Here is a 19,963-nt window from a genome sequence, read left to right as displayed (position 1 = left end):
TATAGGAACCTTGTGAGGGCCGTGTGCAACCTCCTCCCCGGACTGCGCGCGCGAACACGAGAGAAGGGATCATATCTTGGCCAAGAAACCAGCAGCCAGCAGGGCCGCCGCGAAAAAGGCGACCCCGGCGGCATCCGCCGCACCATCTGACGATCCGGATTTCATCCTGCATTCGCTGCAGGAAGAATTCGAGGCGGAAAAGACCTACGCCGCGAGCGGTGAGCAGATGCTCGAATTCTATCGCCAGATGTTGCTGATCCGCCGGTTCGAGGAAAAGGCCGGCCAGCTTTATGGTCTCGGCCTGATTGGCGGTTTCTGCCACCTCTACATCGGGCAGGAAGCGGTCGCGATCGGCCTTCAGAGCGCGCTCGACAATGATCGTGACAGCGTGATCACCGGATACCGCGATCACGGCCACATGCTGGCCTATGGCATCGATCCCAAGGTCATTATGGCCGAACTGACGGGCCGCGAGTCCGGCATCTCGCGCGGCAAGGGCGGCTCGATGCACATGTTCAGCACCGAACACAAATTCTACGGCGGCCACGGCATCGTCGGCGCGCAGGTGGCGCTGGGCGGTGGCCTTGCGCTGGCGCACCAGTACAAAGAAGACGGCGGGTTGTGCCTCGCCTATTTCGGAGACGGCGCGGCCAACCAGGGGCAGGTCTACGAAACCTTCAACATGGCCGCGCTCTGGAACCTGCCGATCGTGTTCGTGGTGGAAGATAACCAGTACGCGATGGGCACCGCGACCAAGCGCAGCTCTGCCGAAACCCGTTTCTACCGCCGCGGCACCGCGTTCCGGATTCCGGGCATGGAAGTAGACGGCATGAACGTCCTTGAAGTGCGCGCCGCCGCTGAAGTCGCGTTCAAGCATGTCCGCGACGGCAAGGGCCCGGTTCTGATGGAACTCAACACCTATCGCTATCGCGGCCACTCCATGTCCGACCCTGCAAAATATCGCACCCGCGAAGAAGTGCAGGAGCAGCGCGACCATTACGACCCGATCGAGCGGCTGAAGAAGACGCTGATCGAAGCCGGTCATTCGGAAGATGACCTGAAAGCCATCGACAAGGATATTCGCAAGATAGTGTCCGAAGCAGCCGACTTTGCCGAAAGCTCGCCCGAGCCGGAGCCCTCCGAGCTCTACACCGACGTTCTGGTGGAGAACTACTGATGGCTATCGAACTCAAAATGCCCGCGCTTTCGCCGACCATGGAAGAAGGCACGCTCGCCCGCTGGCTGAAGTCGGAAGGCGATACAATCGAACCCGGCGACATCATCGCCGAGATCGAAACAGACAAGGCGACGATGGAATTCGAAGCCATCGACGAAGGTGTGCTTTCGAAGATCCTCGTTGCTGAGGGTACAGAGAACGTCGCTGTCGGCACGGTGATCGCATATATGGAAGGCGAGGGCGATGACGCTGGCGAAGCGGCGGCGCCCGCTCCGGCGGAAACGCCTGCTCCCGCTCCGGCACCCGCCGCGAAGGCGGAAAAGCCTGTCAGCGCGGCTCCTGCGAGCGACCCAGAAATTCCCGCCGGCACCAGCTTCGCCAGCACCACGGTTCGCGAGGCGCTGCGCGATGGCATGGCCGAAGAAATGCGCCGCGATCCGCGCGTTTTCGTGATGGGTGAAGAAGTCGCCGAATACCAGGGTGCGTACAAGGTGACGCAGGGCCTGCTCGCCGAATTCGGGCCGAAGCGCGTGATCGACACCCCGATTACCGAATACGGTTTTGCCGGTATCGGTGCGGGCGCGGCGATGGGCGGCCTTCGCCCGATCGTGGAGTTCATGACCTTCAATTTCGCGATGCAGGCGATTGACCACATCATCAACTCGGCAGCCAAGACGAACTATATGTCGGGCGGCCAGATGCGGTGTCCGATCGTGTTCCGCGGCCCCAACGGCGCAGCAAGCCGCGTGGGCGCGCAGCACAGCCAGAACTATGGCCCGTGGTACGCCAGCGTTCCCGGCCTGATCGTGATCGCTCCCTATGACAGCTCCGATGCAAAGGGACTGATGAAGGCCGCAATCCGTTCAGAGGACCCGGTCGTTTTCCTTGAAAACGAGCTGGTTTATGGCCGCAGCTTCGACGTTCCTGATGTCGATGATCACGTCCTGCCCATCGGGAAGGCGCGGATCGTGCGCGAGGGCAAGGACGCAACCATCGTGACCTATTCGCTCGGCGCCGGGCTTGCGCTCGAAGCCGCAGCGGAGCTGGCCGAGCAGGGCATCGATGCCGAAGTGATCGACCTGCGGACGCTGCGTCCGCTCGACAAGGAAACCGTGCTTAAGAGCCTTGCCAAGACCAACCGTCTGGTGGTCGCGGAAGAAGGCTGGCCGACCTGTTCCATCGCCAGCGAGATCATCGCGATCTGCATGGAAGAGGGCTTTGACCACCTCGATGCGCCGGTGCTGCGCGTCTGCAACGAAGATGTGCCGCTGCCCTATGCGGCCAACCTCGAGAAGCTGGCGCTGATCGATGCACCGCGCATTGTCGAGGCGGTGCGCAAGGTCTGCTACAAATAAGGGATTACCGGGAGGCGTCCGCTATCGGCGCGCCTCCCGCAAATCTTCCATCAAGTAGGACGGGCAGCCGAATAGTCGTTGCAGCTCGACACAGGTGAGGCAGGGTTTGTCTGGTACAGCTGCGTCAGATCGCGTGAATCGCGAATGTTGAACGCAGCAGTGTATTCGATCTCGGTCGGGCCGAAGAAGTCGATCGGCGTGATCGGCTGATAGGTGTAGGATACCTCCACGAACATCACTGCCGTGCCGGAACTTGCCCGAATGCGCGGAGAGCCCATGCCAAGGAAGCTCGTTCCGCTGGCACCCGTTCCTTGCGTCCCGTACTCGGATTCAAAGTTTTTAGCGCCGCGGCAGCGTTGCCATGCGATCCATTGTCCGCCATCGGAATTCATCTGCAGGCTCGATACAACGATCCGGCCGTTCTCAAAGATGGCATAAGGTGCACCAAGCTTTTCGGCACCGACGAAGGCTTCATTGATGTCGTCTTCGTAAACCTTGCGAGCGACAAGCACATCGGTTTCGCCGACACGCGAGGTGTTATCTGCCACCTGCATCGCGACCTGGCTGATCATCATGTGCGTGATCGTGAAATTGGCGGTTTCCGTACCCATCAGGCCAAGGCTGAGCACGATTGGCGCGGAGAAGGCGAATTCCACCATCGCCACGCCCGACGTGCAATCGCGCAGATCCGACGAAATGCGGCCCATGGCCCGCTTGCACGAGCCGATGCGGTTCATGATCTTCTTCACGGGCAGTTTCCTGTGCTTGTCGAGCGGTCTTGCTCGTCGAAGGGCTGGTTGCGAAGCACGGTCGAAGCGCGCAGCGTCACGTCCTGCGGCATTCCGGCAAGGCCGTACATCGGGAACAGGCGCGGATAGGTTACGACAGCGGTGTAGAGCACGGCATCGCGCGCGCCACCGATGCCTGTCTGCCCGCGATCGGCATCCCACTGGCCGTTCTCGTTGACGTCGACGAAGACTTCGTTGTCGTTACAGACCCCGTCACCGTTATCGTCGGCAAATTCCTCTGCCTCACCGATATCGCTGAAGTCGAAGTGCGAGAGCTTTTCAAGCGTGACTGTCGCCGTAGCCGGGGTCACATCCGAAACCGCTGCAATGACGCGCTGGTCGATGTTGGATTGCTGGCTGCCTGCGGTTTCAAGCGTAAGGTCGCGCGCAGCATCCTGCATCGCGCCATTCATCAGCGCCGAGGTGTATTGCGAATGCGCCATGTCGAAGATCCCCATGATCAGAAGGATCAGGATGGGGGCGACGAAACCGAATTCGGTCAGCGTCGCACCCTCTTCGTCGCGGAGCAGGCGATTGAAGATTGCCTTGCCGATCATTGCGTCAACCTCAGTGCGGCGATGCGCTGGGCAATTTCACGGAAGGTCGTCTCCAGCGCGGCAGAGTCTGCGGCGGAGAAGGCTCGACCCGGACTGGCGCAATCGATCAGGTTCTGCGTCAGGTTGGTACCGAAGGCGACGACCCAGACAGACATGTTTTCCTGCCGTGCGGCGCGACATGCAGCCTGGAAACGCTCGGCGTGATTGTTGAAGATCTGGGTGCTGTCAGTACCATCGTGGATGCGGCGGTCCCACCACTGCGTGCCATAAGGCGTATAGGTTGTGATACTCGGCGACAACTCACCATCGGTCATGAAGATGATGTGGCGGGCAATCGCGTCGCCGTTGGGCGCTGTCGCATTGTCAGTGGCAAAGATGCCACGCGGCGTGATGAAACGCGCGCCCCAGATCATGCCGATGTCGTGATAGGTCGCGCCATTCGGACGAAGCCCGTTGACATAGGTCTGAAGCTCGCTGCGGGTCAGATCATCAAGACGGAACGCCGGTTCGGGGCAGTAATAGCCCGGTCGCGGTTCGTTGTTCGTCCTGCGCACCTCGTTGAGCGTGTTGTTGTTCGAACCATCGCGCCGCATCCAGACAAGGTCTCTGATCGCCGGCTTCCATCTTTCGGAATCGTTGGAAGGCACCAGATTGATGTTCAGGTCCTTGGCCCCCGAAGGAATCGGATTGAAGTTCGCTACGGCGACGGTGCTGGCTTCCTCGATGCAACCTTCCCAGGTTACGGTTTCGTTGGCCAGGTTCCATCCCGTGGGGACCTGCATCGAATTGTCGTCATAGAGCGAAGTCAGGTTATAGCTGACAGGCTTGTAAACCCACTCGAAAGATTCCTCGCGCTCTTCGGAGACGACGATGTTCGACGTCGCATCGTAAAGCCAATATTCGAGATCGACGCGACATTCCTTTTTCTTTTTCTTGTAGGAGGAATTGCCTACATCCGAATAATATTCGTAAGTCACAGTCCCAGTATAGTTTGTCGTTCTGGGATTGTTTCCGTTCTGTGATACCAAGGTCCAGCCAGACTGATTTGAACTGTGATAGATGTCAAATCGTGTGGCAATGGCGTCATCGCATTCGGATTCGCTGACCTTCTTCAGCTTTTCCTCGTACTCCCCCTGATAGCGCCAGTTGAACGCACCGCTGGTGCGGAAATAGGATGTCGAAGTGGTTTCCCAATCACCAAGGACATAATCGCCCTCGCGCGATTGATAGGTGTGGCTCGATGCCATCCAGCTCGGATTGGCCGCTATCAATTCGGCGCCGACGTTGACCGACGAGGAGTAAGGGACGATGCCGTAGCGCACCTGCGCACTGTTCGAAGTGGCGTCTTCTACGGTGTCATAGAACGTCATCACCGCATCGCGCAGGCCCGCCATTCGGGAGTCGGTGCACTCGGTCCAGAAACCGCCTGCACTGCCGCAGTTCGTGCCGTTCGGGCGCCACGCCATCGAACCGGTGGTGTCGAGCACGAACATGATATCCGTGTTCGAAATGTTGATGTCGGCCGTGCAATCGACACTGATGTCGAATTCCTCATAACCGAAAGCGCCCATGATAGTCGAAGGCAGCTTGACGCTTGCCGTGCCGTTCACTTCGCCATCACTTGTGCCGACATAGCTGCGGGTGCGTTCGGTCGATCCGAAGGTGCCGTTGGGAAAGTTCTGATCGAAGAACTGGTTGCCGATGGTGCGATGCTCGGTCGTGAACGTATCATCCGCCATCGCGCGACGGGCAGCAAGTGCGCCGGCGTCACAAGCGGCCTGAAGCCGGGATTCCGCCATGTAGTAACGGCTCGCATCGACGCCTCCGCCGACCATTGCCATCAGCGGGACGAGCGATGCGGCTGAGATTGCCATCGTGTTAGCCGTCGCGTCCTTGGCGATCCGGCGGAAAAACGATTGGCGTTCGGTTTCGTGGCCCATGGGTTGCGCGTCCTCAGGTCTGTTTTCGGCACACAAACATGCAGAAATATCAAACAGACTGAGGGCATTAGCGCATTGCTGGTAAGCACTTTGCGAAGCAGCATGGTAAACGCAATGTTACCAAGGGGGTAGAGGTTTAACTTCTCTGGAATGCGCAGGTTAAGCGTGGAGGATGCTTGACAAGACCCGTCTGCCCGAGGCTAGCAGCCCGCCTGATGGTTGATGAATCTTCCGAGAGCCTACCTGTCGAGGCGCAGTTGGCCGTGGCCCATTCGATACTGGAATGGCGGCCCGCGTTAACGATATTCCTTGAGCTCGATATGCGTCTTGCCCGGATCGTGGCGGGTACGAGCGAGCCGATGCTGGGCCAGATGCGCCTCGCGTGGTGGCGCGAGCAGCTTGCCAATACCCCCGAACATCGGCCTGCGGGTGATGCGGTACTCGACGGGATCGGCGTGCATTGGCAAGGGTGCGAACATGCGCTGATCGCTTTGGTGGACGGGTGGGAATTCATGCTCGCCGAGGAGTTGGACGAGGCAGGTGCATCGGCCTTCGCTCAAGGACGCACGGCCCCGTTTGTCGCGATGGGCCAGATGGCCGAAGCCTCGAATGCAAGTTCGGTCGATGCCGCCGCTCGGCGCTGGGCGCTGGTGGATGCGGCGGTCCACATACCCGATGGAACCGAGCGAAGGATGCTGCTCGATCTTGCCAGCGCAAATCGTAAGGCAGTGCGCCTGCCCCGGTCCTTGCGCGGGTTGGCTGTACTCGACGCGCTTGCCCGGCGTTCGCTCAGGCGCGGAGGACGACCCTTGATGGAGGGAAGGGGAGCCTCGATTGCCGCTGCCCGGGCGGCTATCTTCGGTCGCTAAATACGTGTATTCCCTTAGGCCTACTGGGTCGCGAGGGTCGAATGCGTCAAGCTGTCTTGGGGGTTTTCGTAGGGCTGTTGCTGGCCGGGGTCGGTGTGTTCTGGTGGCAGGGCCGCGCACAGGTGGAAATGAACGCACCGCCGCCGCCCGATGCCGAAGAAGCAGCGCCCGATCCCGACCAGCTGCCAGCCGCTGATCCGGGAGAAATGATCGGTCCGGCTCCACCCGAGGCCAGCGAACTCACGCGTGAGGAGCGGCGCTTCTTCCGCTATGATCGCAACCGCGACCGGATCATTACCCGAAATGAAATGCTCTCGACCCGGGCAGATGCCTTTCGCAAGCTCGATACCGACGGCAACAACCTGCTCACATTCGAGGAATGGGCGATCACCACGTCGGAACGCTTCCGCGAGATGGACGCGAACGGCAATGACGAGCTGACCCCGGCAGAATTCGCGACCTCTGCGCCCCGACCACAGCGGCGAGCACCTGCTTGCCGGTGCTGATTTAGGCCGGAACAGGCTCGCTGTTGGCGCTGATCCATTGCTGCAAGTCGGCCTTTGCCCTGTCGGTATAGGCTTCTTTGCGCTGCTTCTTCTTCACATCGTGCAAGGGCGGGAACAGTCCGAAATTGACGTTCATAGGTTGGAAGGTTTCGGCCTCTGCATCGCCCGTAATATGGCTTAGCAGTGCGCCGAGCGCCGTGGTGGAGGGCAGGGGGCTCCATTCTCGCCCGCCCAGTTCCGCAGCGGCCATCATGCCTGCGACCAGCCCGATAGCCGCGCTTTCGATATAGCCTTCGCAGCCCGTCACCTGTCCGGCAAAACGGATATGCGGAGCGGCGCGGAGGCGAAGCTGCCGATCCAGCACCTGCGGGGAATTGAGAAATGTGTTGCGATGCAATCCCCCGAGCCGAGCGAATTCCGCATTTTCCAAACCCGGAATGGTACGGAACAGCTCTATTTGTGCGCCATATTTCAGCTTCGTCTGGAAGCCGACCATGTTCCACAGCGTGCCCAGCTTGTTGTCCTGCCGCAATTGCACCACGGCATAGGGCCAGCGTCCCTGCGGGTGTTCGGGCGTGGTGTCATAGGGATTGTCGAGTCCAACGCCCTTCATCGGCCCGTACCGCAAAGTCTCGACGCCCCTGGCGGCCATCACCTCGATCGGCATACAGCCGTCGAAATAGGGCGTGTCTTTTTCCCATTCGCGGAATTCGGTTTTTTCGCCATCCATCAATCCCTGATGAAAGGCGAGGTACTGCTCCTTAGTCATCGGGCAGTTGATGTAATCGCCATCCTCGTTGGATGCCTCGGTGCGCTTGTTCCAGCGCGACTGGATCCAGCATTTCGACATGTCGATGCTGTCGCGGTGGACGATGGGAGCAATGGCATCGAAGAAGGCGAGCCGTTCCTGCCCTGTCGCAGCAACTATGCTCCCTGCAAGTGCCTCTGCCGTCAGAGGGCCGGTGGCGACAATCGTCAACCCGGCGTCAGGCAGCGTGTCGATCCGTTCGCGCACGATGGTGACATTGGGATGTTCGCTCAGCGTCTTTTGCACTTCTGCGGAAAAGACATCCCGGTCCACCGCCATCGCGCTGCCTGCGGGCACCCTTGCGACTTCGCCTGCGCGCATGACGATGCTGTCGAGTTCGCGCATCTCGTGGTGCAAAAGGCCGACCGCGTTTTTCGTATCGTCGTCCGAGCGGAAGGAATTGGAGCACACCAGTTCAGCCAGGCCATCGGTCTGGTGCGCTGGTGTCATTTCACCGCTGCCGCGCATTTCCGAAAGCCGCACGCGCACACCGCGCCGCGCCAGTTGCCACGCCGCTTCGGATCCGGCCAGTCCGCCGCCGATAATGTGGACATCGTAGCTTTGATCAGTCTTGGTCATGGAGCGCGAGGTAATTGCGTGGTAGCGCCGCGGCAAGGACGCAGTTGCGGGAAGGGAGACATTTTGGCCAAGCGCGCTCTCATCGAACATCGCCCATGGCTGCTGGCGAGCCTCGCTGCGTCGATCGCCTTTTACTTTGTCACCGGCAGCGCGCTGGGCGAATTTTGGCAGATATTGCTCAAAGGTGCCGGGGTCGGTTTTCTGGCCGTCTATGCATGGCAACGCACATCCGGAATAGATGGCGCGATCCTTACGCTGGCGCTGGCATTGTCGGCTGCGGCGGACATGACGCTGGAACTGGCGTTTGATGTGGGCGGGGCGCTTTTCGCGGCCTCTCACGCGGTTGCCGTCGTGCTTTACCTGCGCAACCGGCGTGATCGCACAAGCCCGAGCCAGGTGATGCTCTCGCTGGTCTTGCTGGTCGCCACACCGACTGTTTCATACCTGCTGAGCGGGCGGATCGACATCGCCGTCTATGCCCTGTTCCTCGCAGTGATGGCAGCAGCCGCATGGAGCAGCCGTTTCCCGCGTTACCGCGTCGGGGCAGGGGCGGTTCTGTTCGTGATCAGCGACTGGCTGATCTTCAGCCGGATGGGCAGTTTCGATCTGGGTGTGCTGCCTGATTACCTGATCTGGCCGCTTTATTACTCGGGCCAGTTCATGATTGCGACCGGTGTAGTCCAGACGCTCAGGGGCGAAAACGCGGCGCGCTGATCCCGCTCAAGCTGCAATCGTCGTGCGGTGTAGCTCGCGGCGGTACCCCTCGTAACCTCCCGTCGCGCGGTGATTGAGACACCGGTTGTCCCACATCAGCAGCATTCCGGGCGCCCATTTGTGGCGAAAGACAAACCGTTCCTGCTCGCACCATTGATGCAGTTCCAGGGTCAATGCCATCGCTTCGGCTTCGTCCATTCCTTCGAACCCGATGGTGTAGGCAATCGAGAAGAACAGCACCTCCTCACCCGTTTCGGGGTGCACCCGGACAAGCGGGTGCGAATACGTGGCCATGGCGGCTTCACCGGGGCGGATTGCCATGCTGCGCCCTTGGTCCTTGTCACCATAAACCCCGTCCGGCGCATAACCCCGGCGCGCGGAATGGATCGCGGTGATCGCCCGCAGATCCTGCTTGCGCGCCTCTGGCAAGGCGGCAAAGGCCATTGCCTGATTGCTGAACAGTGTATCCCCGCCGACCGGGGGAATATCCACCGCCATCAGGCAAGTGGCAGACGGCGGTTCCGGCAGGAAGCTCCAGTCCGAATGCCAGTTGTCCGCGAACAGCGCCGTCTTTTCATCCGCTTCGCGCAGGATCGCGGCGATGTTCTTGCGCCCGGCGATCGGATCGAAGAACGGATCCTCGCCGAATTCACCCATGGAGAGGGTAAAACGCTCCAGAGCATCGTCGTCCATCTGCTGATCGACGAACGCCAGAACCTTGTGATCAAGCCACGCCTTGCGGATGTCCGCGACCAATTGCGTGTCGAGTTCTCCGGCCAAATCGACGCCGCGCACTATGGCGCCGCAGGATTGCCCCGATGGTTCAACGATCATTCCCTTCTCCCTCGCCCGAAAAGTTAGGACGGAGCCGGGAGAGGGGCAAGATCAATCAATCGGCGATGGTCGGTTCTTCCGGCCCGGTTTCGTCACCGCCCCCGCGCCGTTCAACCATTTCCTCGACGATAGCCTCTTCGGCTTCGTTTTCGGGTTCCTCGGTTTCGTCGATCTTCACCGCGCTGACGACGTGTTCGTTCTTGCCCACGTTGAACAGACGGACACCGGCGGTGTTGCGCCCCATGACGCGCAGGCTTTCGAGCCCGATGCGGATCAATTTGGCCTGATCGGTCACCAGCATCAGCTGCTCGCCCGACTTCACGGGGAAGCTGGCGACAACGGGGCCGTTGCGGGCGATGTTGTCGATATTGACCACGCCCTGACCGCCACGACCGATACGACGATAATCGTAAGAGCTCGACACCTTGCCATAGCCATTGGCGCAAACGGTGAGGATGAATTGTTCCTTCGCCTCAAGCTCGGCAAAGCGGTCTGCCGGAAGGTCGGGCTCGCCTTCCTTGTCACCCTTCCAAGGGGCAAAGCGCAGATATTGTTCGCGCTCTTCCTGCGTCGTCCCGGTCGCGCCGAGGGTGGAAAGCGAAACCACTTCGTCCCCGTCGGCCAGCTTCATGCCGCGCACCCCAGTTGATGTGCGTGAGGTGAATTCGCGTACATCCTCGGCCGGGAAACGGATCGCCTTGCCCGATTTGGAGGCAAGCATCACGTCATCGCCCGCTGCGACAAGCCGCACGCCGATCAGGCGATCATCGCTGTCTTCCTCGAATTTCATCGCGAACTTGCCGTTCGAGGGGATGTTGGTGAAGGCATCCATGCTGTTGCGCCGGACATTGCCCTTTGCCGTGGCGAACACGACGGACAGAGCGCCCCATTCGGTCTCGTCTTCGGGCAGGGGAAGAACGGTCTGGATCGTCTCGCCATCGTCGAGCGCCGGCAGCATGTTGACGATTGGCCGACCGCGCGTAGCCGGGCCGCCTTCGGGCAGTTTCCAGACCTTGAGACGATAGACCTTCCCCGCGGTCGAGAAGAACAGCACCGGATTGTGCGTCGAAGTGACGAACATCTCCGCAATGGCATCCTCGTCCTTCGTGGACATGCCCGCTCGCCCTTTCCCGCCGCGGTTCTGTGCGCGGAAGGTGGAAAGCGGAGTGCGCTTGATGTAGCCGTCCAGCGTGACTGTTACGACCATGTCGTCGCGTTCGATCAGGTCTTCGTCATCGAGTCCGTCCCAAGCGGGGGCGATTTCGGACACACGCGGGGTCGCATAGGTAGCCCGGATTTCCTCCAGCTCCTCGCGCATGACCTGATACAGCTTCGCCCGGTCGGCGAGGATCGCGAGGTATTCCTCGATCCTGCTGGCGAGTTCGGCCAGTTCATCACCGATTTCGTCACGGCCCAGTGCGGTAAGGCGATGCAGGCGGAGGTCGAGAATGGCCTTCACCTGCCGTTCGGACAGGCGATAGGTGCCGCCTTCCTGATCCTTGCTCGGTTCGATCGCCTCGACCAGCTTGATATACTGGGCGATGTCGCCGATCGGCCATTCCTTCGCCAGCATACGCTCACGGGCGGTGGCAGGATTGGGCGAGCCGCGAATGATCGCAACGACCTCGTCGAGATTGGACACCGCGACCACCAGACCCAGCAAGATGTGCGCGCGATCGCGTGCCTTGGCGAGCTCGAACTTGGTGCGCCGGGTGATGACTTCTTCGCGGAAGCTGATGAACGCCTGAATGAAGTCGCGAAGCATCAGCACTTCGGGCCGTCCGCCGCGAATGGCGAGCATGTTTGCCGGGAAGCTGGCCTGTGCCGGAGTGTGCCGCCAAATCTGGTTCAAGACGACTTCCGCTGTGGCATCCCGTTTCAGATCGATCACCACCCGCACGCCCGAGCGCGAGCTTTCGTCGCGGATATCTGAAATGCCCTCGATCCGTTTTTCCTTGGCGGCTTCGGCGATCTTTTCGACCAGACCGGCCTTGCCGACCTGATAGGGGATCGAGGTGAAGACGATGCTTTCACGGTCCCCGCGCGAAGTCTCGATCTCGTGACGGCAGCGCATCAGGATCGATCCGCGACCGGTGGTGTATGCCGCCTTTGCCCCGCTGGTACCGAGGATCAGCGGAGCCGTGGGGAAATCGGGGCCGGGAATGTATTCGATCAATTCCTCTGAAGTGATCGCCGGATTGTCCATGAAGGCAAGGCAGCCGTCGATGACTTCACCCAGATTATGCGGGGGAACATTCGTCGCCATGCCGACGGCGATGCCGCCTGCGCCATTTACGAGCAGATTGGGGAAGCGCGCAGGCAGGACCGACGGTTCCTGCTTGCGCCCGTCATAGTTGGGGACGAAATCGATCGTGTCCTTGTCGAGATCGTCGAGCAGAGTGTCAGCCACCCGCGCCAGCCTTGCTTCGGTATAGCGCATTGAAGCTGGCGGATCGGGGTCCATCGACCCGAAGTTGCCCTGACCATCGATCAACGGCACGCGCATCGACCAAGGCTGCGTCAGCCGGGCGAGGGCATCATAGATCGCGCTGTCGCCGTGCGGGTGGAAATCACCCATGACGTCGCCTACGATCTTGGCGCTTTTCACAAAGGGGCGACCAGCGACGAAATTGCCGAGCTTGCTGGCATAAAGAATGCGCCGGTGCACCGGCTTCAAACCGTCGCGCACATCGGGAAGCGCGCGCGACACGATCACGCTCATCGCGTAATCGAGATAGCTCGTCTTCATCTCATCGACGATGTCGATGCGTTCATATTCGCCCGAAGGTGAAGGTGCCGAGGGTTCAAGGATTTCGGTATCGTCGCTCAAAGGTGCAGCCGTTTCTGGTTGTCGTTTTCAGTGCGTTTCGCGAGGCTTCAATCTAGGTGCTCGCGCCGGGTTTCGCCACTCGAAGGGGCTGCAAACTTCGCAGAAAGGCGGCTTTTTCCACACTTGGCGGGCTTTCCGGGACGGTGTGGGGGAATCGGCCGTATGGCTTTACGGATATTGCGCAGACGCGAACCAATCGTGCGATCCATTCAATCCTCGTTCAGCCCGTTCCACCTAGGAACGAATTGCAAAAAGGCACGCTCTCGTTCATGGAGCCGCCCAGAATTTGAAAGCGCCGCACCCCACATGAATAAATGCGGCGCGGAACACCGACAGGAGGTACCCCGAATGACCCTTTTCTTGCGCAAGCGCGCTTCCTCGCTCGCACTTGCCATTTCGCTGGCAACCGGTGCCGCAGTTGTTGCAACGGCTGTTATCCCGGTTGAAGCGAACGCGCAGCGCGCTCCCCGTGAGCGCGAGCGTGACCGGGATCGCGATCGCGATCGCGGGCAGGCTGCACAAGAACAGGATGGCGGTGGCTATTCCGACGCGTTCCGCGCGGCCTATGTCCCGCTCGACGAAGCGCTCAAGGCCGAAGGCGCCAGCGTTGCGGCGCTCCGTCCTCAGATCGACGCGCTGATCCCGCTGCTCAACACCGCTGATGAAAAGATCGCCGGCGGCGGCCTGGTCTTCAATGCAGGGGTAAAGGGTTCCGACCGCGGGCTTCAGCTTCAGGGCATGGAACTGATGGTCGCGAGCGGCAAGGTTCCGGCTGAGCAGGCCGGACGCTATAACTTCATCGCCTACCAGCTCGCCAACGAACAGCGCGATTACGCCAAGGGGCGGCGCTATCTGCAGGGAGCGATCGATAACAACTTCACCACGGAGACCATCGGGCGTTCCGATCTCGAAATCGCGATGGCGGAAAGCTTCTTCGCGTCGAATGATCTCGCCCAGGGCTACGAATACCTCAAGAAGGCAATCACCGATCGAAAGGCCCAGGGTCTTGCCGTTGAGGAGCAGTGGTATCGTCGTGGCGTCACCGTGGCTTACGAGAACCAGAGCGTGCCGCAGGTCTATGATTTCGTGACCATGTGGATCGGCGAGTTTCCCACCAGCAACAACTGGCGTGATGCCGTCAACCTGACGCGCAATCTCAACACGTTCCAGCCTGGCGAAATCCTTGACCTGTTCCGTCTGGCGCGCCGTGTCGATGCCCTGCAGGATGCCTCGGATTATGACTATTACGTCGAAGCAGCGGATCCCCGCCGTCTTCCCAAGGAAGTCAAGGACGTTATCGACGAAGGCAAGGCGGCCGGAGTCATCACCTCCAGCAACCTGTTCATCACCGAAGCCGAACAAGTTGCATCGGGTCGTATCCAGAGCGACCGTGCCGATCTTCCGGCGCTTGAGCGTGATGCAATGGCGGCTGACGCGGGCCTGCGTACCGTGATGGCTGCGGCCGGTGCGTTCCTCAGCTACGACGATTTCACCAAGGCAGAGCGGTTTTACGAGCGCGCACTGACCATGCCGGGTGTCGATACCAATGAGGCCCTCATCCGTCTGGCGGTTGCCCAAATCGAACTGGGCAAGTTTGATGCCGCGCGCACGGCACTTGGCCGCGTGACGGGCACCCGCATGCCGATCGCGATGCTGTGGGCTGCTTATGCCGACGAAAAGGAAGGCGCGGCTGCTCCGGCAATGGCAATGTAATCGATTTGCCTAGATCAGATCAGGGGCGCCGGAATTGCTTCCGGCGCCCTTTTTCTTTGTATGAAGGACAGTCAACGCAGCCGTTTGACGTAGACCTGATTGTCCTCGCGCCGTTCCATCGCAAAATTGTCGAGCGTGCCGAACAATTCCGACAAGCTCTTGAAGCCATAGTTCCGGACGTCGAAACTGGAACGGTTGCCAGCAATCTGTCCAACCTGATGCAGCCGCGCAAAGCCTTTTTCGTCGCGTTTCGCCTCGGAATAGGCAGCCGTGATCAATTCCATCAAATCCTGATCGACTGCTCCGGCTTTTCCGGTCTTGTCACCCTTCGCATTCCCGTCCTTTTCGGCCGCGTAATTGGCGATCAATTGCTTGATGTCGATAAACCGGGTGCACACCGATTTGAACGCTTCGGGCGTTTTCGCTTCGCCAAAGCCATAAACGATAATGCCGTCCTGCCGAAGCCGCGTGACGAGCGGGGTAAAGTCGCTGTCGGATGTCATGATCCCGAAGCCATCGACCTTGCCCTGATACAGTAGGTCAATCGCATCGATCGTCATCGCCATGTCGGTGGCGTTCTTCCCTTTCGACACGTCGAACTGCTGTTGCGGGCGAATGCCGAACTTGTTGCTGATCGTGCCCCAGCGCGCGAGGTTGTCCTTGGCAAAATTGCCATAAGCCCGGCGGATGTTGACCTGCCCCAGTTCGGCCATCACCGTCAGCACTGGGTCAATGCCGTCCGGTGTGGTGTTGTCGGCATCGATCAGCAGGGCGATGTTCTTGAGTTCGGTTTGAGCCATGGTGGATTACATGGGCCGGGGGCAGGGGCGGGGCAAGCGCTTAATCCTCGGGCAGGAATTCGCCCGTCTCTTCGTCCAGCGAATAAAGCACGCCCTCGCTGATCGAAAAATGCGCGCCGCGCAGCTTGATCTGCCCTGCCGCTTCCTTTTCGGCGAGCCACGGGAAGGTGCGCAGGTTCTTGAGGCTTTGCCGGATTGCGGCGAATTCCATTGCCAGTTCCGCCTTGCGCCCGGTGACACCGTGCTTGCGGGCGACCGGTTCGCGCGCTTCGCCCAGCAGTTCGATCCAGTTGGCGATAAAGGCGCCCTCTCCATGAGGCTTGGTCTCGAAACTCTGGCTGAGCGCGGCTTTGCACCCGCCGCAGCGACCGTGTCCCATCACGACGATCTGGCGCACTTCGAGTATCTGCACCGCGAATTCCACTGCCGCTGATACGCCGTGATAGCCCGGAGAGGTTTCGTACGGAGGCACGAGGGCTGCGACATTGCGGACAACGAAGATATCGCCCGGATCGACATCGAAAATCACTGCCGGATCAACCCGGCTATCCGAACAGCCGATGATCATCAGTTTGGGATGCTGACCTTCCACCGCTGTCTGGTCAAACCGCGCACGCTGGCGCGGATAGGTTTCCTCGCGGAACCGGCGGTAGCCTTTCAACAGCTCGGCATATTCAGGCATTTCGATTTTCCCTTCCCGGCGTTCAGCCTAAACACCCGGTGCCCATCAAGTTCAAGGCTGGGCTTGCGATTCTTCCGCAGTCACGCGGCTTGCGAGGCGAGGCATTGGAGCCTAGATGGGCCTTGCGATGAACGACCTTTCCAATCCGCCCGAACCCGCGCAGGAAGACGCCCGTCCTCCGCGCCAGCGCAAGCCTGACTGGATCCGTGTCCGTGCCCCTGTAAGCCAGGGTTATCACGAGACACGCAAGCTGATGCGTGAGCTGAACCTCAACACCGTCTGCGAAGAGGCGGCCTGCCCCAACATCGGGGAGTGCTGGACGAAGAAGCACGCGACGGTAATGATCCTGGGTGACGTCTGCACGCGCGCCTGTGCGTTCTGCAACGTCAAGACTGGCATGCCGCGTGCCGTTGACCCGATGGAGCCGGAAAACACCGCCATCGCAGCCGCCAAGATGGGGCTTGAGCACATTGTGATCACCAGCGTTGATCGCGATGACTTGCCTGACGGCGGGGCGATGCAGTTCGTCAAGGTGATCGAGGCTTTGCGGCGAAACACGCCGGATACGACGATCGAAATCCTCACCCCTGATTTCCGGGGCAAGATGCGCCGCGCGGTCGAAATGATCTGTGAGGCCGGGCCGGATGTGTACAACCACAATCTCGAAACGGTCCCGCGGCTGTATCCCACGATCCGCCCCGGCGCGCGGTATTACGCTTCGCTGCGGCTGCTTGAGGAAGTGAAAGCCCACAACCCGCTGATCTTCACCAAATCGGGCATCATGCTCGGGCTGGGCGAGCAGCGTCTCGAAGTTCATCAGGTGATGGACGACATGCGCAGCGCCGAAGTCGATTTCATCACCATGGGCCAATATCTCCAACCGACGCCAAAGCACGCCAAGGTTGAGGAGTTCGTCACGCCCAAGGCGTTCGCCGCCTATGGATCGATTGCCCGCGCCAAGGGCTTCCTTCAAGTCGCCTCCAGCCCGCTGACACGCTCAAGTTATCACGCGGGTGACGATTTTGCTGTGATGAAGGCTGCCCGCGAAGAAAAGCTGCGCAAGAAAGACCGTTTGAGCCTCTGATGGTCGGCATACGCGAGACCCGCATCCTGCCCTACAGCGCCGAACAGATGTTCGATCTGGTGGCGGATGTGAAGAATTACGGTAAATTCCTGCCCTGGGTGGTGGCGACGCGGATCCGCTCGGACAGCGAGACGGAAATGGTCGCCGACATGGTCGTCGGTTTCAAAAGCCTGCGCGAAAGCTTCACATCCAAAGTGTTCAAGGAACGGGCGAAGCGGATCGAAGTGCTCTATCTCGACGGGCCGCTATCCGATCTCGACAATGTCTGGACGTTCAAGGCGATCGACGCGCACAATTGCGAAGTCGGCTTCAGCGTCGATTTCCAGTTCAAGAACAAGGTGTTTCAGGCGCTGGCCGGGCAGTATTTCGACCGTGCGTTCCGCAAGATGGTCGCCGCGTTTGAACAGCGCGCATTCGAACTTTACGGCAACAACAACTCCAGCGCGCAAAGCGTTGCCTGACGCCGGATCGCAGCGCGGCCATCGGGGCCATCGCCGCCTTCGAAGAATTTGAGCTCGCCTTCGGGTTCGCCTTCCTGATTGCGAAAGGCGCGAGCGAAAACGACCGTCCCGACCGGCTTCAGCTGGGTTCCGCCACCCGGGCCAGCCACTCCGCTCACCGCCACAGCAACATCGGCGTTGGAACGCTTCAACGCGCCCTGTGCCATGGCCCATACGCAAGCGATCGATACCGCTCCGAAGGTTTCGATGATGTCTTGCGCCACGCCCAGCGCTTCCATCTTCGCTTCGTTCGAATAGGTCACGAAGCCACGGTCAAGCACGGCAGACGAACCCGCAATTTCCGTGATCGCGCCCGCCACAAGACCGCCCGTGCAGCTTTCCGCAGTGGCAAGCTTGCGCCCAATGGCGGCATTCTCTTCGACAACGCGCTTGGCCAGTTCCGTGATATCGTCAGGCAGGATTGTGTTGCTCATGACCCAGACTCTATCGCGCGGAGGTTGAAGGCTTTGCCGTGCAAAGCTTGGGTTCGTCGAGGTCAGCCTGCCGTGCCAGAAACGTGACGAGGCCGGAAATGTTCTCGACCGGCAGCGGCGCGATCAATTCCATCGCCTCTGCGACATCATGGCAGGTGTCCGGTTTGAAGTCGGCGCCAAGCTTGTCCGTGATAACCATTCCGACGATCCCGTCCACAAAGGGGCGCAGGGACTCTTCCGGCAGAGACGCGATCATTGCTGCTGTCTGGTCTTCGCTACCCGAGCGTTGCACCATGAATACTTTGAGCAGGCGGAGAGTACCCGGCCATGCTTCGTCCTGCCTGGCGCGGAATTGATCGACGAAGGCATCACCATCATTGCGCATGAAGGTGCTGGCACGGAATTGCGCAGCGCACTTGCCCTTGATGGAGTCGTAGACGATCGGCATCGCATAGGTGATCGTGTCGGTGAGATCCTGCGGAGCGACGCATGCTTCCTGTGCCTGTGCGCCTTGCGCGGAAACCAGCGCGGCAAGTGCCAGCGACGAAGCGAGAAGCGAATTCTTCATGATGACGATCCCTTGGCAAGAACGGAAACGATGGCCTGTGCGGCTATACCTTCGCCGCGGCCGGTAAATCCAAGCTTTTCGGTGGTGGTTGCCTTGATGCTTACGGCCTCTTCGGCAAGCCCGGTCAGCCGCGCGACCTCTGTGCGCATGGCGGGGCGGTGCGGGCCGATCTTGGGTGCTTCGCAGATAATGGTCAGATCGATGTTGCCAAGTGCGTAACCTGCTTCGTCGGCCAGTTTGACAGCGTGTTCGAGGAACTGTCCGGAACGCGCGCCGGCCCATTGCGGATCACTTGGCGGGAAATGAGTGCCGATATCGCCTTCGCCCACCGCGCCAAGCACCGCATCGGTGATCGCATGCAAGGCCACGTCGGCGTCTGAATGTCCGGCCAGCCCGTGCGTATGATCAAGCTTGATCCCGCACAGCCACAACTCCTCACCCTCGGCAAGACGGTGAACGTCAAAGCCTTGCCCGACACGGAATGCGGGAGGTGAATTTGAATCTGCCAGAAAATCCTCCGCGAATGTGATCTTCTTCAGGCGCTCGTCTCCATCAACCAGCGCAACTGAACCTCCGCTTGCCGCGAGCACCTGTGCATCGTCCCCTGCGGTGGTTTGACCCTGCCATGCCCGGTGCGCCGCGAGGATATCGGCGAAGCGAAATGCCTGCGGTGTCTGAACCCGGCGCAGCACTTCGCGATCAGCCTTGCCCGCCATCACGCCACCATCGTCAACCGCGAGGCTGTCGACAACCGGCAAGGTCGGGATGGCGCCCGCACGCTTGTCCAGAGCGCCGATCAGCCGCTCGATTACCGGCATTGGCAAGTCAGGCCGTGCCGCATCGTGTATCAACACCAGTTCGGGCTTATGCCCTGCCAAAGCCTCCAGCCCCGCACGCACCGAATCCTGTCGCGTCGCGCCGCCCGTAACGATCCGGTAGCCAATGCAACCATCCAGAGCGGCCACGGCGTCAGCCTGCGCGCCATCGGCGATGACTACCACCAACGGGTCTGCTCCCGCATCGCGCAAGGTCCGCACAGAGTGCCAAAGCAAAGAGCGCCCGCGCCATTGCCGAAACTGCTTCGGAGTGTCGCCACCCACGCGCAATCCCTTGCCCGCGGCAACCACGATTCCGGCGAAAGGGGGGAGGGCATGTTCAGTCGACATTGCGGCACGCGCTTAAGGTCTGGACGGGTTTTGCGCAATCCACTATGCGCCTGCCCAAT

The 19,963-nt window shown here is 60.4% G+C and carries 19 protein-coding genes; 8 read left to right on the top strand and 11 right to left on the bottom strand.

Features of this window, described 5'->3' with window-relative positions; genetic code table 11:
• Positions 1-76 precede the first annotated feature (76 nt).
• Both pdhA and AABA34_RS10735 read left to right on the top strand, forming a co-directional pair.
• On the top strand, positions 77-1,177 hold the full coding sequence (gene pdhA, locus AABA34_RS10740) for a pyruvate dehydrogenase (acetyl-transferring) E1 component subunit alpha (protein WP_338302606.1): 1,101 nt from the start codon (positions 77-79) through the stop codon (positions 1,175-1,177).
• The gene (locus AABA34_RS10735) at positions 1,177-2,532 is read left to right on the top strand and encodes a pyruvate dehydrogenase complex E1 component subunit beta (protein ID WP_338302605.1); all 1,356 of its coding nucleotides are present in this window, start codon (positions 1,177-1,179) and stop codon (positions 2,530-2,532) included. The genes pdhA and AABA34_RS10735 overlap by 1 nt, the downstream gene beginning before the upstream one ends.
• A 50-nt stretch (positions 2,533-2,582) precedes the next feature.
• Here the strand turns inward: AABA34_RS10735 and AABA34_RS10730 are convergent, their stop codons facing one another.
• Genes AABA34_RS10730 through AABA34_RS10720 form a run of 3 tightly spaced genes read right to left on the bottom strand, consistent with a single transcriptional unit; the run spans position 2,583 to position 5,817 of the window.
• Positions 2,583-3,281, bottom strand: a complete 699-nt coding sequence (locus AABA34_RS10730) for a TadE/TadG family type IV pilus assembly protein (protein WP_338302604.1) — start codon at positions 3,279-3,281, stop codon at positions 2,583-2,585.
• Complete coding sequence (locus tag AABA34_RS10725) at positions 3,278-3,877, bottom strand: TadE/TadG family type IV pilus assembly protein (protein WP_338302603.1); 600 nt, start codon at positions 3,875-3,877, stop codon at positions 3,278-3,280. Before AABA34_RS10725 ends, AABA34_RS10730 begins: the two co-directional genes overlap by 4 nt.
• The gene (locus tag AABA34_RS10720; RefSeq protein WP_338302602.1) at positions 3,874-5,817 is read right to left on the bottom strand and encodes a TadE/TadG family type IV pilus assembly protein; all 1,944 of its coding nucleotides are present in this window, start codon (positions 5,815-5,817) and stop codon (positions 3,874-3,876) included. Before AABA34_RS10720 ends, AABA34_RS10725 begins: the two co-directional genes overlap by 4 nt.
• A 215-nt stretch (positions 5,818-6,032) precedes the next feature.
• Here AABA34_RS10720 and AABA34_RS10715 point away from each other — a divergent pair, with 215 nt between their 5' ends.
• Both AABA34_RS10715 and AABA34_RS10710 read left to right on the top strand, forming a co-directional pair.
• The gene (locus AABA34_RS10715) at positions 6,033-6,686 is read left to right on the top strand and encodes a hypothetical protein (protein ID WP_338302601.1); all 654 of its coding nucleotides are present in this window, start codon (positions 6,033-6,035) and stop codon (positions 6,684-6,686) included.
• Positions 6,687-6,727: 41 nt separating this feature from the next.
• The gene (locus AABA34_RS10710) at positions 6,728-7,192 is read left to right on the top strand and encodes an EF-hand domain-containing protein (protein WP_338302600.1); all 465 of its coding nucleotides are present in this window, start codon (positions 6,728-6,730) and stop codon (positions 7,190-7,192) included.
• A 1-nt stretch (position 7,193) separates the two neighbouring features.
• On the opposite strand, the gene trmFO is transcribed toward AABA34_RS10710, so the two are convergent.
• Positions 7,194-8,579, bottom strand: a complete 1,386-nt coding sequence (gene trmFO / locus AABA34_RS10705; RefSeq protein ID WP_338302599.1) for a methylenetetrahydrofolate--tRNA-(uracil(54)-C(5))-methyltransferase (FADH(2)-oxidizing) TrmFO — start codon at positions 8,577-8,579, stop codon at positions 7,194-7,196.
• 63 nt (positions 8,580-8,642) lie between these two features.
• Here trmFO and AABA34_RS10700 point away from each other — a divergent pair, with 63 nt between their 5' ends.
• On the top strand, positions 8,643-9,293 hold the full coding sequence (locus AABA34_RS10700; RefSeq protein ID WP_338302598.1) for a lysoplasmalogenase family protein: 651 nt from the start codon (positions 8,643-8,645) through the stop codon (positions 9,291-9,293).
• A gap of 6 nt (positions 9,294-9,299) precedes the next feature.
• Here the strand turns inward: AABA34_RS10700 and AABA34_RS10695 are convergent, their stop codons facing one another.
• Together AABA34_RS10695 and gyrA are read right to left on the bottom strand one after the other, a co-directional pair.
• Positions 9,300-10,127 carry a TauD/TfdA dioxygenase family protein gene (locus tag AABA34_RS10695; RefSeq protein WP_338302597.1) on the bottom strand — a complete coding sequence of 276 codons (828 nt, stop codon included), beginning with the start codon at positions 10,125-10,127 and terminating at the stop codon, positions 9,300-9,302.
• 55 nt (positions 10,128-10,182) lie between these two features.
• Entirely contained in the window at positions 10,183-12,957 is a 2,775-nt protein-coding gene (gyrA, locus tag AABA34_RS10690; protein ID WP_338302596.1) for a DNA gyrase subunit A, read from the bottom strand.
• A gap of 348 nt (positions 12,958-13,305) precedes the next feature.
• Between gyrA and AABA34_RS10685 the strand changes: the two genes are divergently transcribed.
• Positions 13,306-14,670, top strand: a complete 1,365-nt coding sequence (locus AABA34_RS10685; RefSeq protein ID WP_338302595.1) for a hypothetical protein — start codon at positions 13,306-13,308, stop codon at positions 14,668-14,670.
• Between the two features lie 71 nt (positions 14,671-14,741).
• Here AABA34_RS10685 and AABA34_RS10680 read toward each other — a convergent pair whose 3' ends face one another.
• Complete coding sequence (locus tag AABA34_RS10680; protein WP_338302594.1) at positions 14,742-15,470, bottom strand: NYN domain-containing protein; 729 nt, start codon at positions 15,468-15,470, stop codon at positions 14,742-14,744.
• 40 nt (positions 15,471-15,510) lie between these two features.
• The gene (locus tag AABA34_RS10675; RefSeq protein WP_338302593.1) at positions 15,511-16,152 is read right to left on the bottom strand and encodes a carbonic anhydrase; all 642 of its coding nucleotides are present in this window, start codon (positions 16,150-16,152) and stop codon (positions 15,511-15,513) included.
• A 127-nt stretch (positions 16,153-16,279) separates the two neighbouring features.
• On the opposite strand from AABA34_RS10675, the gene lipA reads away from it, so the two are divergent.
• Both lipA and AABA34_RS10665 read left to right on the top strand, forming a co-directional pair.
• A complete protein-coding gene (gene lipA, locus AABA34_RS10670; RefSeq protein WP_338302592.1) occupies positions 16,280-17,236 on the top strand; it encodes a lipoyl synthase in 957 nt (318 codons plus the stop codon).
• A complete protein-coding gene (locus AABA34_RS10665) occupies positions 17,236-17,697 on the top strand; it encodes a type II toxin-antitoxin system RatA family toxin (protein WP_338302591.1) in 462 nt (153 codons plus the stop codon). The genes lipA and AABA34_RS10665 overlap by 1 nt, the downstream gene beginning before the upstream one ends.
• Here AABA34_RS10665 and AABA34_RS10660 read toward each other — a convergent pair.
• The 3 genes from AABA34_RS10660 to AABA34_RS10650 are packed head-to-tail and all read right to left on the bottom strand — an operon-like array spanning position 17,658 to position 19,904.
• Positions 17,658-18,170: a CinA family protein gene (locus AABA34_RS10660; RefSeq protein WP_338302590.1), complete on the bottom strand. Its 513-nt coding sequence runs from the start codon at positions 18,168-18,170 to the stop codon at positions 17,658-17,660. The genes AABA34_RS10665 and AABA34_RS10660 overlap by 40 nt on opposite strands.
• A 10-nt stretch (positions 18,171-18,180) precedes the next feature.
• Positions 18,181-18,738 (bottom strand): hypothetical protein, encoded by a 558-nt coding sequence (locus AABA34_RS10655; RefSeq protein ID WP_338302589.1) that lies wholly within the window; start codon positions 18,736-18,738, stop codon positions 18,181-18,183.
• Positions 18,735-19,904 (bottom strand): bifunctional 2-C-methyl-D-erythritol 4-phosphate cytidylyltransferase/2-C-methyl-D-erythritol 2,4-cyclodiphosphate synthase, encoded by a 1,170-nt coding sequence (locus tag AABA34_RS10650; RefSeq protein WP_338302588.1) that lies wholly within the window; start codon positions 19,902-19,904, stop codon positions 18,735-18,737. The genes AABA34_RS10655 and AABA34_RS10650 overlap by 4 nt, the downstream gene beginning before the upstream one ends.
• Positions 19,905-19,963 lie beyond the last annotated feature (59 nt).

This window comes from Erythrobacter sp. Dej080120_24, assembly GCF_036322605.1.
GTDB lineage: Bacteria > Pseudomonadota > Alphaproteobacteria > Sphingomonadales > Sphingomonadaceae > Erythrobacter > Erythrobacter aurantius.
This window is presented reverse-complemented; position numbering and strand designations above follow the sequence as displayed.

Coding starts and splice junctions, on each gene's coding strand:
- AABA34_RS10680 (WP_338302594.1), bottom strand. CDS start 15,470: ATGGCTCAAACCGAACTCAAGAACATCGCCCTGCTGATCGATGCCGAC.
- AABA34_RS10685 (WP_338302595.1), top strand. CDS start 13,306: ATGACCCTTTTCTTGCGCAAGCGCGCTTCCTCGCTCGCACTTGCCATT.
- AABA34_RS10710 (WP_338302600.1), top strand. CDS start 6,728: ATGCGTCAAGCTGTCTTGGGGGTTTTCGTAGGGCTGTTGCTGGCCGGG.
- AABA34_RS10715 (WP_338302601.1), top strand. CDS start 6,033: ATGGTTGATGAATCTTCCGAGAGCCTACCTGTCGAGGCGCAGTTGGCC.
- lipA (WP_338302592.1), top strand. CDS start 16,280: ATGAACGACCTTTCCAATCCGCCCGAACCCGCGCAGGAAGACGCCCGT.
- AABA34_RS10695 (WP_338302597.1), bottom strand. CDS start 10,127: ATGATCGTTGAACCATCGGGGCAATCCTGCGGCGCCATAGTGCGCGGC.
- trmFO (WP_338302599.1), bottom strand. CDS start 8,579: ATGACCAAGACTGATCAAAGCTACGATGTCCACATTATCGGCGGCGGA.
- AABA34_RS10735 (WP_338302605.1), top strand. CDS start 1,177: ATGGCTATCGAACTCAAAATGCCCGCGCTTTCGCCGACCATGGAAGAA.
- AABA34_RS10655 (WP_338302589.1), bottom strand. CDS start 18,738: ATGAAGAATTCGCTTCTCGCTTCGTCGCTGGCACTTGCCGCGCTGGTT.
- AABA34_RS10675 (WP_338302593.1), bottom strand. CDS start 16,152: ATGCCTGAATATGCCGAGCTGTTGAAAGGCTACCGCCGGTTCCGCGAG.
- AABA34_RS10720 (WP_338302602.1), bottom strand. CDS start 5,817: ATGGGCCACGAAACCGAACGCCAATCGTTTTTCCGCCGGATCGCCAAG.
- AABA34_RS10660 (WP_338302590.1), bottom strand. CDS start 18,170: ATGAGCAACACAATCCTGCCTGACGATATCACGGAACTGGCCAAGCGC.
- AABA34_RS10725 (WP_338302603.1), bottom strand. CDS start 3,877: ATGATCGGCAAGGCAATCTTCAATCGCCTGCTCCGCGACGAAGAGGGT.
- AABA34_RS10665 (WP_338302591.1), top strand. CDS start 17,236: ATGGTCGGCATACGCGAGACCCGCATCCTGCCCTACAGCGCCGAACAG.
- AABA34_RS10650 (WP_338302588.1), bottom strand. CDS start 19,904: ATGTCGACTGAACATGCCCTCCCCCCTTTCGCCGGAATCGTGGTTGCC.